The sequence below is a fragment of the Dysgonomonas mossii genome (assembly GCF_004569505.1).
Taxonomy (GTDB): Bacteria; Bacteroidota; Bacteroidia; order Bacteroidales; family Dysgonomonadaceae; genus Dysgonomonas.
The window spans coordinates 1045633-1063804 of the sequence record NZ_SPPK01000002.1 but is presented as its reverse complement, the minus strand read 5'-3'; the positions used below and the strand labels follow the sequence as shown (position 1 = coordinate 1063804).

General features: G+C 36.1%; 16 protein-coding genes. 7 read left to right on the top strand and 9 right to left on the bottom strand.

What is annotated here, in order from left to right:
* Positions 1-128 precede the first annotated feature (128 nt).
* The 6 genes from E4T88_RS09815 to E4T88_RS09790 all read right to left on the bottom strand — a co-directional run bounded on the left by E4T88_RS09815 (position 129) and on the right by E4T88_RS09790 (position 5740).
* Entirely contained in the window at positions 129-518 is a 390-nt protein-coding gene (locus E4T88_RS09815) for a DUF1398 domain-containing protein (RefSeq protein WP_135105253.1), read from the bottom strand.
* Between the two features lie 302 nt (positions 519-820).
* Positions 821-1966 (bottom strand): cytochrome d ubiquinol oxidase subunit II, encoded by a 1146-nt coding sequence (locus E4T88_RS09810; protein ID WP_135105252.1) that lies wholly within the window; start codon positions 1964-1966, stop codon positions 821-823.
* 33 nt (positions 1967-1999) lie between these two features.
* Positions 2000-3559, bottom strand: coding sequence for a cytochrome ubiquinol oxidase subunit I (locus tag E4T88_RS09805; protein ID WP_135105251.1), 1560 nt, complete (start codon positions 3557-3559; stop codon positions 2000-2002).
* Between the two features lie 176 nt (positions 3560-3735).
* Positions 3736-4842 (bottom strand): alanine dehydrogenase, encoded by a 1107-nt coding sequence (gene ald, locus E4T88_RS09800; RefSeq protein ID WP_135105250.1) that lies wholly within the window; start codon positions 4840-4842, stop codon positions 3736-3738.
* Between the two features lie 38 nt (positions 4843-4880).
* Positions 4881-5192 carry a DUF3467 domain-containing protein gene (locus tag E4T88_RS09795; RefSeq protein ID WP_006842800.1) on the bottom strand — a complete coding sequence of 104 codons (312 nt, stop codon included), beginning with the start codon at positions 5190-5192 and terminating at the stop codon, positions 4881-4883.
* Positions 5193-5311: 119 nt separating this feature from the next.
* Complete coding sequence (locus E4T88_RS09790; RefSeq protein ID WP_135105249.1) at positions 5312-5740, bottom strand: YbaN family protein; 429 nt, start codon at positions 5738-5740, stop codon at positions 5312-5314.
* Positions 5741-6007: 267 nt separating this feature from the next.
* Between E4T88_RS09790 and E4T88_RS09785 the strand changes: the two genes are divergently transcribed.
* Positions 6008-6907: a PfkB family carbohydrate kinase gene (locus E4T88_RS09785; protein ID WP_135105248.1), complete on the top strand. Its 900-nt coding sequence runs from the start codon at positions 6008-6010 to the stop codon at positions 6905-6907.
* Positions 6908-6987: 80 nt separating this feature from the next.
* Here the strand turns inward: E4T88_RS09785 and E4T88_RS09780 are convergent, their stop codons facing one another.
* Positions 6988-8208 carry an MFS transporter gene (locus E4T88_RS09780; protein WP_135105247.1) on the bottom strand — a complete coding sequence of 407 codons (1221 nt, stop codon included), beginning with the start codon at positions 8206-8208 and terminating at the stop codon, positions 6988-6990.
* 168 nt (positions 8209-8376) lie between these two features.
* Between E4T88_RS09780 and E4T88_RS09775 the strand changes: the two genes are divergently transcribed.
* Positions 8377-9756 carry a C1 family peptidase gene (locus tag E4T88_RS09775; RefSeq protein ID WP_135105246.1) on the top strand — a complete coding sequence of 460 codons (1380 nt, stop codon included), beginning with the start codon at positions 8377-8379 and terminating at the stop codon, positions 9754-9756.
* 287 nt (positions 9757-10043) lie between these two features.
* On the opposite strand, the gene prmA is transcribed toward E4T88_RS09775, so the two are convergent.
* Entirely contained in the window at positions 10044-10883 is an 840-nt protein-coding gene (prmA, locus tag E4T88_RS09770) for a 50S ribosomal protein L11 methyltransferase (protein WP_135105245.1), read from the bottom strand.
* Positions 10884-11064: 181 nt separating this feature from the next.
* Positions 11065-12021: an alpha/beta fold hydrolase gene (locus E4T88_RS09765; protein ID WP_167755444.1), complete on the bottom strand. Its 957-nt coding sequence runs from the start codon at positions 12019-12021 to the stop codon at positions 11065-11067.
* Between the two features lie 371 nt (positions 12022-12392).
* Here E4T88_RS09765 and E4T88_RS09760 point away from each other — a divergent pair, with 371 nt between their 5' ends.
* From E4T88_RS09760 to E4T88_RS09740, 5 genes are all read left to right on the top strand, one after another.
* Positions 12393-13415, top strand: coding sequence for a hypothetical protein (locus E4T88_RS09760; RefSeq protein ID WP_135105243.1), 1023 nt, complete (start codon positions 12393-12395; stop codon positions 13413-13415).
* Between the two features lie 101 nt (positions 13416-13516).
* Complete coding sequence (locus E4T88_RS09755) at positions 13517-14317, top strand: alpha/beta hydrolase (protein WP_135105242.1); 801 nt, start codon at positions 13517-13519, stop codon at positions 14315-14317.
* 270 nt (positions 14318-14587) lie between these two features.
* Complete coding sequence (locus E4T88_RS09750; RefSeq protein WP_228093848.1) at positions 14588-15919, top strand: hypothetical protein; 1332 nt, start codon at positions 14588-14590, stop codon at positions 15917-15919.
* A gap of 30 nt (positions 15920-15949) precedes the next feature.
* Entirely contained in the window at positions 15950-16450 is a 501-nt protein-coding gene (locus E4T88_RS09745) for a hypothetical protein (protein ID WP_135105241.1), read from the top strand.
* 209 nt (positions 16451-16659) lie between these two features.
* On the top strand, positions 16660-18144 hold the full coding sequence (locus tag E4T88_RS09740; protein ID WP_135105240.1) for a DUF3078 domain-containing protein: 1485 nt from the start codon (positions 16660-16662) through the stop codon (positions 18142-18144).
* The last annotated feature ends 28 nt before the right edge of the window (positions 18145-18172 follow it).

Here is an 18172-nt window from a genome sequence, read left to right as displayed (position 1 = left end):
AATTACGCATAATATCTAAGAATGAAATAGATAAATAGATTTATATCATTATTTTTGTTCTTTTAGTCGTTATAAGTTTTAGTTCTTCTTTAAGACCTAATATAGAGTAACAGAGCTCAGAATAATTCTCATATCGGTATTTTTTCTTCTAGGACAAAGTTCCCAAATGAGTCATAGTAAATACAAGTCTTATTTGCTGTATCTATTTCCCATTTATAAATCCCTGTTTCTGCCGAATTCTCACAAAAAATAAAGTAATTAGTCTTACCTTGTTGATGTGCTCTCAGATACTCCTTAAATTTTATAATATCAGTATCAGATATTATATGTAATTTTTCATATTCAGCCTCCGACAAAACTGTGTGTCCATCATTGCCGACGTATTCGGCATGACCATCATTCACATAAATAGAATACCTTGATACCCCCATGGCAATAAGATCACGGATATACTGAGGAAAGTCAGCACCACTCTTAACTTTAGAATGAGCGTCTTCTATTTGACGGAGTGTAAACATGTTCACTATTTGATTCGATATTATAAACAAAATAATCAGATCAAATGTTCATTCAACCTAATATTTACGAATAGTTATAAGTATCTGAATATTTACACATTTTAGACAAATTGAATATTTTGATAAAATATTCAATAGATTGATAGAAAATTGAAAATATAATTTCAATTTTAAGATAAATAAAATATATAAAAGCTTACAAATTCTCTTTTTTTATAGGACTAATCTCCTTCAGCTTTATAAAAAAAATGGATGCCATTTATAATGGCATCCATTTTTATCTATATTATATCTATACAATATTAATACACGTGTCCGTCGTCTTTCAAATCTTTGACATCGAATTTTTTCTTCTCTAAAGAGTTCCAAGCATAGATAATATATCCTAATACAAATGGAACAAATAAAGAAACTACACTCATCACGGTAAGGGTAAACTCACTCGATGAAGAATTTTCGATAGTCAGGGAACTCTGAAGATCTGTAGAAGATGGATAGTAAGCAGTATTGTTAAAGCCTGTAATAAGCAACAACATACATACTGTTAGCACTGTACCCACGCCACTAAACCAAATACCGGAATGATATTCCTTACTTAATAATGTTTTACCAATACCAAACAGTACCAGCAGAACCCCAACAAGGAATACAACTCCTACAATTGGCATTTCTATCATGTTTAATAAGTATTTGTATTGTACAAGCTCCACTACTTTCGTCACAGGATCTACAGCATAACCTTTTGCTAAGAATGTCCATATAACAAATGCAAGAAAGAACACGACAAAAGGAATTGCATTAAGTAATAAATATTTTCTGGAACGACTTACTAAAGTAGCATCTTGAAGACGGTTGATAAAGAACAAACAAGCCAATGTACGGGCAAGGAAAAACACTGTCAATCCTAGCAACCAGCAACGAGCGTCAGCAAGAGCCTCAAGTCCGTGCCATTCAGTACCCCAACGGCTGATAACAGGATTCAAAACATCTGTCATATTTCCTTTGTTCACCGTAAAATCTGATCCTGTAAAGAATGTGGCTAATGCCGCACCTACAAGAAAAGTACCTAATAGTCCGTTGCAAAACAAGAACCATCTGTAAGTATTACGCCCAAATACATTGCCCGGTTTCGACTGAAATTCGTATGATACAGCTTGCAATACGAAGCAGAATAAAATAGCCATCCATACCCAATATGCACCACCAAAGCTGGTAGAGTAGAACAATGGAAAGGACGCAAACAATGCACCTCCAAATGTCACAAGGGTAGTAAAGGTATATTCCCATTTACGGCCTAATGCATTTACCAATATCATGCGTTCCTTTTCGTCTTTTGCTAATGAGAAAAGCATCGACTGTCCACCCTGAACAAACAAGAGGAATGCAAATATCCCCCCGATCAGGCATATAAGGAACCACCAATAATGTTGTAAAAATGAATAATCCATAGTTATATCTTTTTTTAGTTAAAAAATCAAGTTTTAGTGTGAGCCTGCCGGTCCTTTTTTAATTTGGTTCAGCATAATACGGATCTCTGCAATAAGCAGTGCGGTAAACAATGCCAAAAACAAACAGAATGTTATCACTACAGATTGAGTAGATACCGCAGACACTGCAGCTTGTAGAGGAAGTACATCTTGTATAGCCCAAGGCTGACGCCCCACTTCGGCAACTAACCATCCCGCCTGACTTGCAACATATACCAATGGGATGGTCCAAAGACAAATCCACAAAAGCCACTTTTTCTGCTCAAGATCTTTTCTTCGATAAACAAAGAATGTCATAACCATGAACAATAGGATAAAATATCCACCCAGATAAACCATAATATGGAAACTCCAATATACGGTTTTAGATAAGTTAGGAACTAACTGCTCGGGGCTATCAAGATAGCCATACCCGAAGTAAGCAAAGTTAGCTTTCAATGTTTCTTTATATTGTACAGCCGAAGCATCATCTCCGTCTTTTTTAGCCTTCTTATAGTCTGCCAATGCCTGTATCGCAGCTTTACCTTTAGATTGCATTTCGGCAAAAGACAAGGCGGTTGTTCCATCCGGTTTTGGATACCCCCCATCTATGATATCTTTAATACCCGGCACGTATGCCTCCGTATCATAGAATGCGATTAGAGAGAGTGCACCCGGAAGTTTAATTGGAGGGAATAAGAACGCATCTTCTCCGTCATTGAATGATTTTTTAGAAGGATTCGGAATACCAAAAAGTACCAATCCTTCGTTTGTGCCCCCTTCATAGAGACCCTCCATTACAGCCAGTTTCATCGGTTGTTTTTCTGCAACCTGTACAGCCGAACCGTGACCTGTATAAATAGTAAGTAACGATGCTATCAATCCGAAAACTGTAGCAACCTTCATACTTTGTTGAGCAAACTCTGTGTCCCTTTTTTTAAGCATATACCATGCAGCTATACCCATCACAAATACAGCTCCCAAGATCCAGCTGGAAAGGACTGTATGGAAAAATTTGTTTATAGCTACCGGCGACAAGGCTACAGCCCAGAAGTCAACCATTTCGTTACGAGTTGTGTCCGGATTAAACTCCATGCCAACAGGAAATTGCATCCAAGCATTAGCCACCAATATCCATACAGCAGACAGGGTTGCTCCTGTAATAGTTAACCAAGTGGCAGCCAAGTGCACCTTCTTGCTTACACGTTTCCATCCAAAGAACATGATGGAAATAAATGTTGCCTCCATAAAGAATGCAACAATAGCTTCAATAGCCAATGGCGCACCAAAGATATCTCCTACAAACCAGCTGTAGTTTGACCAGTTGGTACCAAACTGAAATTCCATGATAATCCCTGTAGCAACTCCGATAGCAAAGTTGATACCAAAAATAGTCATCCAAAATTTCGCAGTTTTTTTCCACTGTTCATTGCCTGTACGCACATACATTGTCTCCATGATTGCCATAATGACCCCCAGACCCAATGTCAAAGGAACAAACAACCAGTGATACATTGCTGTCATAGCAAACTGACCTCTAGACCAGTCTATTAACGATGCATTTAGTAGTTCCATAAATAATAATTTTATATTAGTAAATATATGAGGATTTTATTTTTACTCGTTTATTGTCGATATCTTGATCAACGTTTCACTTACACAATCAGCCTTACCTTGTTTATAAGTTAGGCTGCCAAAAAGTTAGGAAAAATTGAATTCAGACATCTGCTCTATTATGTCTGTTTATTTTTTTAAAATTGAAACTCTTTGTATTCTAGTCCGAAGTTTTGAGCAACGGCCTTATATACAACGTCTCCTTTTACAATATTCAATCCTTTGCTTAGATCTTTATGCTCACGGCATGCTGCCTCCCAGCCCATATTAGCCAGATTTAATGCATACGGCAAAGTAGCATTAGTCAAAGCTAACGTTGAAGTCATCGGAACAGCTCCCGGTATATTGGCAACACAGTAATGCACTACATCATCAATAACAAACACAGGATCTAAATGCGTTGTTGGTTTTGATGTCTCAAAACAGCCACCTTGGTCGATAGCCACATCCACCATAACGGTTCCCGGCTGCATATCTTTGAGCATTGCCCTCGATATTACCTGAGGAGCCTTATCGCCAGCAATAAGCACAGCGCCCACTATAAGGTCTGCATCCTTTATCAATTCTTTTATTGTATGCGTATCAGAATATCTTGTTGTAACATTGGCCGGCATAATATCGCTCAAATAGCGAAGACGTGGAAGGCTCTTATCCAGAATGGTTACTTTTGCACCTATTCCGGCAGCTATTTTAGCCGACTGGGCTCCAACAATACCACCACCTATTACAATTACGTGCGCAGGTTTCACACCCGGAACACCACCAAGCAAGACGCCTTTTCCCAGATGCGGCTTTTCGAGGAAACGAGCACCTTCTTGAATAGCCATACGTCCGGCCACTTCACTCATCGGTATAAGTAGCGGTAACGAGCGGTCAGGCAATTCAACGGTCTCGTATGCGATACAGATAGCTTTGCTTTTTATCATAGCTTCTGTTAGCTCAAGACTCGATGCAAAATGGAAATACGTAAACACTATTTGATTCTCGCGGATAAGATGATATTCTTGCGGGATAGGTTCCTTAACCTTCACAATCATATCCGAAATGGCATAAATTTCTTCTGCCGTAGTTAATATTTTAGCACCGGAAGCTGTGTAATCAGTATCATTGATTCCGCTGCCAAGTCCGGCTCCGGCTTCTATATATACCTCATGTCCACAGACAACCAACTCATGCACACCTGCCGGCGTAACGGCAACGCGATTTTCAAATGCTTTCAGCTCTTTAGGAATACCAATTTTCATTTCTCTTGCTTTTTGTATTTATTTATAAAATACCTGATTTAAGCTTCTCCAATAGGACCGTTTATCGGTGGTAAAAAACCTGCCGAATTATCAACTTGTATGGATCCATTTTGAGATTCAAATCGGTTAATGTTTTCATTCAGAGCATACAACAGGCGTTTCGCATGTTCAGGGGTAATTACTATTCTCGATTGTACTTTGGCTTTGGGCATACCGGGCAAAATACGTACAAAATCGATAACAAATTCTGATGACGAATGGGCTATAATAGCCAGATTAGAATATATGCCTTGTGCAATATCATCCGGCAGTTCTATTTGAATTTGATTGTTCTGATCGTTGTTCTCCATAATTTAATTAGATTGTTTTTTAGTCTATAACCCTTCATATACAAAGGAAAATAAATATCATAAAATAACAAAATATAACATCAACATTTTTATAATATAAATACTCTCTTTTGTGCCCATTAAGAGGCCTTCAGCTTATTATTATCTTTTTCTTCGTTATCAAGTGTTAACAGAACCTTTTCTTTCTTTTTTCTCTTACGTAAAACAATTATTTGAGAAACAGTACCGACAAAACCTAATCCCAACATTACGAGTTGCATTGTCTGATTACTTTTAAACACAACTAATGTAGTAAGGATTATCATAGTCCACATGATACTAATGGATATAATCAACCCTTTTGTACTAAAGCCATTATTAACCCGCCTTATATATGGACCTGTAATCTTATGATCTAACAATTTCTGATGAAGACGAGGCGAGCTCTTAGCAAATAAGACGCCGGTAAGAAGGATAAATGGTGTGGTTGGAAGTCCCGGAGTTACTATTCCCAATAGTCCAAGGCCTAATGAGATTAAGCCTAATATTATAAATAAATACTTTTTCATTTCCTATTATTGCGTATCGGTTCAGATATTGTATCCAAGCCAAAAACAAAGAAAAGAAAAAAGTATGAATAAATAAAATATAATTGGCTTTATTAGTCTAGTGAAAATCGTTTAACAGGATGGAAATAATCTGAACTTATCAAAAAACATTGAAGATAAAATACATTTTTTGCTGACTCTTAGTATTATCAAAAAAGAGAATAAAATTGAAATGAGAACTTCGGTATAACTTAATTTTACTACTTTTGCATTTCAAAAAAATAAGTAATGCAAAAACATGATCTTTGTTGCATTGGGCATATTACTTTAGATAAAGTAGTTACACCCAAAAGCACAGTGCATATGCCCGGCGGTACGGCTTTTTATTTTTCACACGCTATTCGTCATTTTACCGATATAAATTATACATTGGTAGCATCGCTGGCTCAGTCAGAAATGTCTGTAGTGGACGATTTACGTTCAAAAGACGTAGATGTGCATGTAGTACCGAGTAAGCACTCTGTCTATTTTGAAAACATCTATGAAGAGAATCAGAATAACCGAACTCAACGAGTGTTGGCAAAAGCTGATCCTTTTTCTGTTGACGCACTAAAAGATATAGAAGCCAACATATTCCTTTTAGGTGCTTTACTTGCCGATGATTTCTCATTGGAACTGGTAGAATATCTTTCTAAAAAAGGCTTGATAGCGATAGACTCTCAAGGGTATTTAAGAGAGGTGAGAGACCAAAATGTCTACCCGATAGACTGGGCTAATAAAGAAGAGATACTAAAACATGTTCATGTTCTGAAAGTGAATGATCTGGAAATGGAAGTTCTTACAGGCATGAAAGATATTAAACAGGCATCAAAACAGCTTCACGCTTGGGGAGTAAAAGAAGTTTTGGTTACTTTAGGCAGTCTGGGTTCTGTAATCTATGATGGAAACAACTTCTATAAAATACCGGCCTATAAGCCGAAAGATGTAGTGGACGCGACAGGGTGTGGCGATACTTACGTTACAGGTTACTTATATCAAAGAGCTAAAGGAGCAACAATAGAAGACGCCGGAAAGTTTGCAGCAGCTATGGCCACGATAAAAATAGAAGGATCGGGCCCTTTCAACGGAACAAAAGAAGATGTTGAAGATCGGATTAAGAATGCCGAACAGATTATACCGGAATTTTAATTATCCAGAATTTATAATACATAAAAAAGGCTTTTAGTTGCTATCTAAAAGCCTTTTTCTATTTATAAGACAGAATATATCTATTTTCTTAAATTCTTCACGAACGATACTGCAGCTATTATCAGTAATCCGACTATACTCATAATAAGATATGCCCATTTGGGTCCGTAAGCATCGGATACAGAACCTACAAGCAATGGAGAGATAAATGGACCAACGAAACTAATACTCGACATGATAGTTAACGCCGTTCCCACCGGAGTTTTAGCCTTATCTCCTACAATACTGTAGATAGTAGGCACAACGCAAGAAATCCCTAAACCGATGAGCATAAACCCTATAGACGTAATAATTACTTTGGTGATTAAAGCGTCGGAATATCCGATAAAAAGGGACGAAATTATAAATCCTGCAAAAATAAGTGCCCCTGCTATTTGCAACACTGTCTTTTTCTGCCAAATAGTATATGCAAAGTTAGTGAGCATACGCCCCGCAAACATCATCACCATAAATACAAGAAATCCAACTTGCAATGATTCCGGTGCCTTGATCACAGACTGAAAATACACATCGCTCCATTCAAACATTGTATTTTCAACGATAAGAGCCAATAGCCATACCAATCCAAGCTGTATGAGAAGCGTCTCAGGGAGATGCAATTTGCCTGTTTTCGCTTTGGAACCTTGCGCAACATTTAAATTCTCGTCCTTTTCAACAGCTTTAGCAGGTTCTTGCAGATATTTGTAATTAAGCATAACAATCGCTATAGCAAGCAAAGCCATACCTAGAAAATGATAGAAAGTAATAACATTCAGATTGATCATCGAATAACCAATAATAGCACCTATACACGCAGATAAGCTCCAACTCGCATGAAATGTCGCAATTATGGGCTTCCCGTATATACGTTCAACTTCAATAGCCTGCGTATTCAACGAAATATCAGTCATATTCCAAAATATACCGAACAAGAACAATGTTATCCCTAATCCTGTAATTCCGGGTACAATACTAACCAAAAACAAGGACAGCGCATATCCGATAATGCTAATTAAAACAGTTTTTTTACTACCTAAACGAGGAAGTAGAAAACCAACTGCAGGAATAGCGATAAACTTTCCCATCGGAAGGAGAAACATTAATAGTCCGTAATGTAGATAACTTTCGACATTAAAATCTTTCTTTATATCCGGAAGGCGGCTGGCCCAACTGGCAAAGCATAATCCTTGAGCAATAAAAATAGATAAAACAGCATATCTAATTCTTTGTTTCGAATATGCCGGTTGTATTTCTGAAGTCATTTCTTAGATATTTTTTTTAACGATGCAAAGATAAAAGTCTTTGATGAAGATTAAGCATTATGTTTAAACAAATATTTATTATAATCAGCATGTAGAACAAATATCTATCAATATTTCGTATTTTTGCATAATTAGTTATTCTACATTCAAATATAAAAGACATATTTTATGAAAAAACATCTATTCACGGGATTTTTGCTATGTTTTTCTCTTGCTGTTTCTTCTCAAAGTATCACCGAGAAAGAATTACAGGAAATACAGTCTAGCTTTAAAGAAGACCCCGCTACTAAGGCTATCCAAAACGTTCTGACATCAAATGCCAACATTACTGCAAATGCATTAAACAACAACCTTCAAGGGAAAATAGACCATTACTTCAAATATCGGGTAAATGTTAAAGGTATCACTGATCAAAAAAGTTCGGGACGGTGCTGGATGTTTACGTCCATGAATGTATTGCGCCCTTCCATCATCGATAAATACAATCTGAGTGAATTTGACTTCTCTCACAATTATCTATATTTCTGGGATATATTTGAAAAATCAAATTTATTTTTAGAAAATATAATCGCAACAAGCAAAGATTCTTTCAATGATCGCACCGTAGAATATCTCTTCAAGTCACCTGTAAGTGATGGTGGGGTTTGGAATCTATATTACAATCTTGGACAAAAATATGGTGTTGTACCTCAAGAAGTAATGCCGGAAACAGCACACTCGAATAACACGAGACAGATGATTAACCTTGTAAACGAAAAACTGCGTCGAGGAGGATATAATCTTCGCGAACAAGCAGCTTTAGGGAAAAAGACCCAGGAGTTAAGAAACGAAAAAGCAACTATCTTGAAGGATGTATACCGGATTCTGGTTCTTTGCCTTGGCGAGCCCCCAAAACAGTTTACATGGAGATATAAGGATAAAAACGGAAGCGTAAAAGAACTCAGCAGCTATACGCCTCAACAGTTTTATAAACAGATTACACCGGAAGATTATTCTCCGAGCAACTATATAATGATAATGAATGATCCTACACGTGAATATTACAAGTTGTATGAGATCCAGAATTATAAAAACACAATAGAAGGTATAAACTGGATATATCTGAACTTGCCAAATGAAGATATTAAGAAAGCAGCATTAGCCTCTATAAAAAGCAATGAGCCGATGTACGCTTCATGCGATGTTGGCAAACAAATGAATAGAGAATCAGGTATATTAGATCCCGAAATGTATGATTATGAATCATTGCTGGGTGTAAACTTGTCGATGGACAAAAAAGCGCGCATTTTAACCCGCCAAAGTGGATCGACACATGCCATGACTCTTGTTGGATGTGATACGGATATGAGCGATCAGCCGATTAAATGGGAGTTTGAAAATAGTTGGGGTGCAGCATCAGGGAATAAGGGATACTTAACTTTTACTGATAAATGGTTCAGCGAGTATATGTTTCGTATAGTGGTACATAAGAAGTATTTGGATGCGAAGGCTCAAAGTTGTTTGACTCAAAAACCGATACAGTTACCAATGTGGGATTATATGAACTAGCCCTTTTGTTAAATTATTTATAATAATCTTGTTCTTAGTTATTTGGAAACAAGTATCTATGGGAAGTAGGCTATTTTAAATGTTAAAATATTAAAGATATTGGCATGTATGGTTAGCAAAATTTATAAAAAATATGTTTTATAATATGTTTTTTTATTTGGCGAGGACTCATAAATGTAGTTCCTTTGTAATGATAACCAAACAATCTTTATTTACCTTAAAGCCTAATACCTAATTAACTCAAACATACGAGGAGGTTTCATTCAGAAGCCTCCTCGTATGTCGTTTTAGGCCTTTTGGAATTTCACTGCAGTCCAATTATCTTTTTGTGTATTGTGACAGAATGCCAACCCATGTTTTTTGCATTCTTCGGTTATAACGGGGATATCATCAATATAGAATCCGCTCATATACAAGCATCCACCGTTGTTTAAAACAGATGCATAAGCATGAATATCATTCAGCAGAATATTTCGATTGATATTGGCTAATATAACATCAAAAGCCATATCCGCGAGCAGGTCTGCCCCTCCTATCCTAACCGTAATATTATCTATGCCATTCAATTTTATATTCTCCATCGCATTGTCGTATGCCCACTGATCAATATCTATTGCTTCAATCGGTCCGGCTCCACGCATTGAGGCTAAGATAGCCAGGATAGCTGTCCCGGTACCCATATCAAGCAAAGATCTTCCGGTGAAGTCTTCTTTCAATATTTCTCTTATCATCAGCTCGGTAGTTTGATGATGACCGGTTCCAAATGCCATTTTAGGATCTATATATATGTTATAGTCATATATCGCCGGAGCATTATGAAAGGTGCTTTGTATTATGCATTTATCATCGATAATCAAAGGCTGAAAATAGTTTTTTTCCCATTCTTCGTTCCAATTTTTCTCTTCAATCTCCTTATAGGTATAAGTTATCTTTGCTTCGTAAGGAAAATTTTCTAAAATTTCGTTCAATTGAGCCTCTTCAAACAAATCGCTTTGAATGTATGCCGTAGTCCCCAGTTCGTTCTCAACAAAGCTCTCAAAGCCTATATCAGCAATAGTTGCAGATAGAATGCTGTTAACTATCTCGTCGTTGGGAGAGCACGTAAAAGTCACTTCTGTATATTTCATATTAATATTAATTTGCGTTGTTGCAAAAGTAGTGTTTTATAATGAAGTCGTCTTTGCTTTTTAGATTTAGTTTTACACAGCGACAAATAATCTTTCTGTGATTTTAAACAAAAGAAAAATTCTCTAAAAAAGAAATAATTCTAGCATCTGGATAGCCTCAAGAACATCTTCTTGTTATTTCCTAATTGTTTGATTGTTGTATAAACTGAATCATACACTTTGCTATTTCATCAACAAATGAGAGGGAAATATCATGTCCCATTCCTTCGACTATACATAGCTTAGAATTTGGAATAGATACCGCAACCTCTTTCCCTGCTTCCAATGGCACTATTGGATCTGCATCACCTTGTATAACTAATGTTGGGAGGCTTATCTGCTTCAGTTGTTCTCTCCTATCGCAGTAGTCTCCTATCAATACTGCTGCGACTTGCCTGTTTACGCTTTCCGGTTTCCAGTTTCTGTTTTTTACATGATTCAAAGCCCTTTCTTTCAGTACCTCATCAGAATCGATTCCCCCCAAAGCCTTATAAACACCGACCAGATAATTTGCGATTAAATCTGCATCAGACGTTTGAGGAGGAGGTGTTGCCATGGCTTTCAGCGCATTTGCATCACCTTGAGGTCGTAAAGGATTACCAGTCGAAGCACTCATACTTGTCAGAGAGAGAACTCTCCCCGGAAAATGAATTGCTATTAATTGGGCAATAGCACCACCCATCGATGCGCCTACGATATGAGCCTTATCAATCTTTAGAGCATCCATCAAGCCTGTTACATCTTTAGACATATCAAACAGAGTATAGGGCAATGAAGCATCATTGCAAGTACCTATATGAGACGCGATAGTTGCCCAGTCGGGCTGCCCCAATGAATCAAGGTGAGTAGACAAGCCTATATCCCTATTATCGAAGCGAATAACATAGAAATTATTTGCAGCTAACTTTTCACATAGCTCGGCAGGATAATGCAGTAAGGTTGCTCCTGTTCCCTGTATTAAGACAATCGTTTCGTTTTGGGGATCGCCAAAAGTTTCATAAGCAATAGTTATTCCATTTGCATCTGCCTTCCCCGGTTGAGCTACAGCTCTATTCGAGATAAGAATAAATATAAAACAGATAATAAAAATGGCTTTCATAAATGTTGGGCTTGACGTCATGGTATTAAGTTTTATTCAGTATCTATATTTTATTGAATGTATTTTATCTAAAAAGCATTATACGTTTAGATTACTATTTTACAACTTAGATATACAAGTTTCTTTGAGATCAAATATATTGTTTTTATTACATTGTATTTAAAATACAGAACTAATAAATAACAGACTCTATAAAACTATTACTATAAACCTATAGACCGACCCGCTATTCATCTAGAATACAGTGCAATACACAAATATACATATTCTGTATATTTTTCGTCATATTATCTTAACAAAACATTAATAATGTGAAGATTATATTTTCAAATCTTTTCATTTTACTTTGTGAGAAATTATAAACTGTGAGTATGAAACGATATTTTTCTATTTTCTTTCTATTTTCTATACTTTGTAGTGTCACCTCTTATGCTCAGGATTCTTTAGCCTTTAAGCCATCGGGTAAGATTATTGCTCGAAGCTTTCTTGATTTTAGTAAAGGCTTTGGTGATGATGATAAGTCAGGGTTTGATATCACAAGAGCTCTCCTTGGATATAATTATAAATTCACACGTACGTTACAGGCTCAAGTCGTTATTGATGGCGCTGCAGGAAAAACATCTTCCGATGGACTCGAAGTATATCTACGAAATGCTTTTGTAAACTGGAGTGATAAAGGCTTTAGTGTTAATGCTGGATTAATTGGGCTAATGGGCTTTAGTGTACAAGAAAAATACTGGATGCACCGTTATGTGATGAAATCATTTCAGGACTTAAACAAAATGGGGCCAAGTGTAGATATGGGAGTAACGGCTGAATATGCGTTCAATCCGTATATATCGGCAGATTTAGGGATCACTAACGGAGAAGGATATAAGAAGATCAAAAAGGATAATAGTATGAAATATGCTGCCGGGCTGAGCCTTCACCCTACAAAAAATACGATACTCCGCATATATGGAGATTTTTATAATGAAAGTGAAAACTTGAGAGATGCTTTACCCGAAGGAGTTACAGATGTAAACTTTAAAGATCAATATACAATGGCTGTGTTCGCAGGATACAAAGACAAAAATATTTCTGCCGGTGCTGAATACAACCGCGTTTTTAATAAAGGATTTGTTGAGAAGAAAGATTATTTCGGGTATTCTGTCTATACATCAATCGCACTGGCTCCTAAATGGAGAACATTTGCTCGTTACGATCTTGTAGACTCTTCGGCTTCCAATAGTTTTAATACAGCATGGAATAGTCTTGATGGTCAGTTGATGATGATCGGAGTAGAATTTCAACCAGTAAAACAATTGAAAATTGCTCCTAACTTTCGAAACCTGAATCCTGATCATTCAAAATCACAAAGATATTTATTTGTCAGTGTAGAGTTCAATTTGTAATATCTGCTTATTCTTTTCTATATTTAATATTAACTTAGCATACATGAATTATCCATGTATGCTTTTTTATTACCTATTGATTACATAACGAATACGATATAATGGTAAAAATTGCGATTCGGTTTCTTGCTATAGCATTAGCTTTTTATATAATATTTTGCGGTGCTTTCTACTTTTTCCAAGAACGGTTCTTGTTCTATCCTGATAAGTTAGGCAAAGATTATAAATTCAATTTTAAGGAAAATTTTGAGGGGCTATATATACAAACAGACAATGGGATAAAGCTGAATGGACTACTTTTCAGAGCACATGAATCTAAAGGGTTAATTTTCTATCTGCATGGCAACGCCGGAGCTTTAGATTCATGGGGAAGTGTGGCTTCTCTTTATACAGAGTTAGGATACGATGTATTTTTATTGGATTATAGAGGTTTTGGCAAAAGTGAAGGAGAAATTCGTAGTCAGAGAAGATTATTCGAAGATGTACAAACGGCCTATAATAAAATGAAAGAATTGTATGATGAGGATAACATTATTGTATTAGGCTATTCGATAGGTACATGCCCCGCAACTTGGCTGGCATCAGCCAATAATCCCCACTTATTAATTCTACAAGCTCCGTACTATTCTATGACTGGTATCATTCAAGGTATCTGCCCCGTCATCCCTCGCTTTTTGGTAAAATATAAATTAGAGACATATAAATATATTACTAATTGTAGAATGCCCATTGTTATTTTTCATGGAGACGCAGACATGGTTATAAATTATAAGAATTCGATAATGCTTAGCTCCTTGTTCAAAAAAGAAGATTCGTTAGTCATATTAACGAATGAAGGACATAATGGCATAACATATAATGAACAATATAAGAAAAATTTGATTGACCTCCTGTCAAAATGATTCATTATTAATCATTTTATAAATAGATCGGCATTTTACTCCGTTTTTTTTGTTAAATAATTTCCATTGTGTATATTTGACATTTATACGATAAAAAGATAAACTAAATTAAACCAATCTTAGATTTATCAGTCTTAAAGATATATTACAACCAATAACAGACACATAAAAGACATCAATATGCTATAAACAAATAAGACAAAACTAAGATACCGACTATTACTATAAAACATTTATTCGCATTTTAATAATAACTAATATGATATCGCCATGAGACGAACAGTAATTCTTTTTGCCATATTGGCCACATTACTTATACCATCAAGCTGTAATCAGCGATCTGAAAATAAAGAGGATAACAGACCTGATACTCAAATAAAGGATACGATAAAAAATGTATCTATAAACAACAGTGATACTGTTCTGGAGGAGACTCCAAGTCGCCCTTTGCATTGGAATCTACCGAAGAAGGATGCTAATTCTAATTCAGAAATGAGCTATGCAGAAGGTGAAAATTATATTTTAGAACCATTAAGTCCGAACAATTATGTAGAAGATACTTATTATACTAACAATCATAACACAACGAACAATGGATATAGTAATTATCCTAATGGCAGCTACAATAATTACCCGATAGAATATGAATATAATCAGTATTATTACGACAATTATTACAATTACTATCCTTCATATACAGATAATTACTTTTACTGGCATTACGACAATAGCTACAATTGGTACTATGACTATGATATGACTCCTCCGATTTGGAATAATAGGCCTAACAAACCGAATAGACCAAAAAGGCCGAGCAGACCTCACGAATCTCATCGCCCCCAATTGCCTCATCGGCCGAATCCGGATCGCTATCCGATTAACAGACCTGAACGTCCGGAATCTTCTCGTCCGACAGAACGTCCGAGACCAGAAATCTCAGAGAGGCCAACAGCTCCATCTATAAGACCTCTACCTGAATCAGTTTCTGGCAAAGAGAATATAAATACTGAAAGAGAACGCAGAGAAGCAGAATCTCGTCGTCAAAGGGAAGCGCAGGAAAGGCAAGAGCAAGAAAGAAGAGAAACTGAATCTCGTCGCCAAAGGGAAGCTCAAGAAAGGCAGGAACAAGAACGAAGAGAAACAGAATCTCGCCGTCAACGGGAAGCTCAGGAAAGGCAGGAACAAGAACGAAGAGAAACTGAATCTCGCCGTCAAAGGGAAGCTCAGGAAAGGCAAGAGCAAGAACGAAGAGAAACTGAATCTCGCCGTCAAAGGGAAGCTCAGGAAAGGCAAGAGCAAGAACGAAGAGAAACTGAATCTCGCCGTCAAAGGGAAGCTCAGGAAAGGCAAGAGCAAGAACGAAGAGAAACTGAATCTCGTCGTCAAAGGGAAGCTCAGGAAAGACAAGAACAAGAACGAAGAGAATCTGAATCTCGTCGTCAACGGGAAGCTCAGGAAAGACAAGAGCAAGAACGAAGAGAAACAGAATCTCGCCGTCAAAGGGAAGCTCAGGAAAGACAAGAGCAAGAACGAAGAGAAACAGAATCTCGCCGTCAAAGGGAAGCTCAAGAAAGACAAGAGCAAGAACGAAGCAGACGTTAAAACATTACTTATATTTTAAATTATATCATTATGAAAAAGTTATTTTTATTGTTAATCTCAGCTATTACACTTTCTTTATTTTCATCATGCGAAGGACCTGAGGGTCCAATGGGTCCTACCGGACAAAGTGGATTGAATGGAAAGGATGGTATCGATGGAAAGGATGGTTATGGTACAAACTGGTACGTAACATCATTTACGATAAAGCCCGACGAATGGGAACTAGTGGGAAAGCCGGGAGAACTTAATTCTCATTTCTTTGTAGACAAACCACTAAAAGAATTAAGTGACTTCATTTATAAAGAAGGAGCTGTAATCGGTTATATTGAAACCGCTAAAGGTGTCAAAAATGGACTTCCTTATGTTTTACATCTAGGGGGAAAAGATGATAAGGGTGAATTTTTATGGACAGAAACTGCTGATTTCGACTTTTATCCGGGTGGAGTAGGATTTTATCTTACATATTCAGATTTTAATACTCAACTTCGTCCTTATAAGGATAAAACATTTTATATTGTATTGATGTGGTAAACATTTAAATACTTGATAATTATGGGCTTAATCTATTTAAGTCCATAATTATACAATAAGGTTAAGTATTTAACAATTAATTCACTAAATTGAATCTTTTTATTATCTACCGGGATAATAAAGCATTAAATATAGGATTTAATTACTAAATTTGCATCTTATAAAATGAAAATTATTAAGGATAACTTTCTCTGAAAAAGATAAGTAAAATGAGAGTAAATAAAGTCTACCTCTGTTTTATTATATGTTTGTTTATATTTTCTACATCTGTAAATGCACAGAATACAGGTCTTGTAAGACAACAGAAAGATAGTATTTTGAAAGATATAACAAATATAGACAGGCAACTCAAGAAGATTTCAACACGAGATACAACCAAAGGATTTTCGGCTCCGTTAAGAATCGACTCTGCTTATGCAAAAGGATTAAATGCGAGTAATCTGCAACCTTTAAGAGATGAAAAAGGACTGCTTATTCTAAAAAATGATTGGATGCCATTTGATGATCATGTATCATTTAGAGATACGGTGATTTTTGATCCGGTATTCTTACCTGTTGTTTTTGATGGAAAGATACTACCATCAGACATGGACTTCTTATCAAAAAAATCAGAAAATGATACTACAAGCGAGTTTCATTTGATATCTCCGGATAGTACATTTGCCCCTAAACTTGCACGGATTAAGGAGATAGAGGCTGAAAGAAGACAATACTACATGAATAATCCTCAAAGGATTAAATTGAATGCGTTTCATTTTAAAAACATTCCTCTCTTAAAGGAGACTATAGTCGAGAAAAAGAGTATATTCCAAGATTTACTTACAACTGATGATCCGATAGGCATCAATAAACCGGAAGTAGAGAAAATACGAATAAAACCGGTGTATTGGATCAGAACAGGAGAACATTCATTGCAGATAAATCAGAATGAGCTTTCAGACAATTGGTACAATGGAGGGAATAGCAACTTTAGCATAATTAATTATCACAAGCTGAATGTAAAGTATAAGAAAAACAAGACTAGTTTTGAAAACACTTTCGAATGGCGTTTAAATGTTCAGAGAACACCTGCCGACAAATTCCATAAAATTAGTATCATTGAAGATTATGTAAGAAACAGTAGTCTTTTTGGAATAACTGCATTTAAAAAATGGTCATACAATGTCAACTTAAAGGTAGAAACACCAATATTCAGAGGTTATCCTGTAAACAGTGAATCAAGAGTAAGATCTTTATTTTCTCCTTTAGTTGTCAATTCGGGTATTGGTATGCGATACACTACAGAAAACATATCACCTAAAGATAAATATAAGCGATTAAACTTGTCGTTAGAACTATCTCCAGCCTCTATTAACTACACTTTAGTAGCTGATACAATGGTGGACAAGTCGAGATATGGAGTAGATGAAGGGAAGAAAAGTAAACTGGATTTAGGGTCTACTGTTAAGGCAGATATATCATACTCATTTAACCGATATAACAAATTCACAAGTCGAATTATGTATTTTACAAACTATGAGAAAATACTATTTGAATGTGAGAATAAATACACAATGAACCTAAATAGATTTTTATCAACGTCTATTTATTTCTACCTGCGCTATGACGATGGTGTACCTCCGACTAAAAAAGGAGATTGGGGATATTTTCAATATAATGAGATGGTAGGTTTTGGACTTACTTATACATGGTAAAATATTTCCTTTTTTAACATCCTTGTAA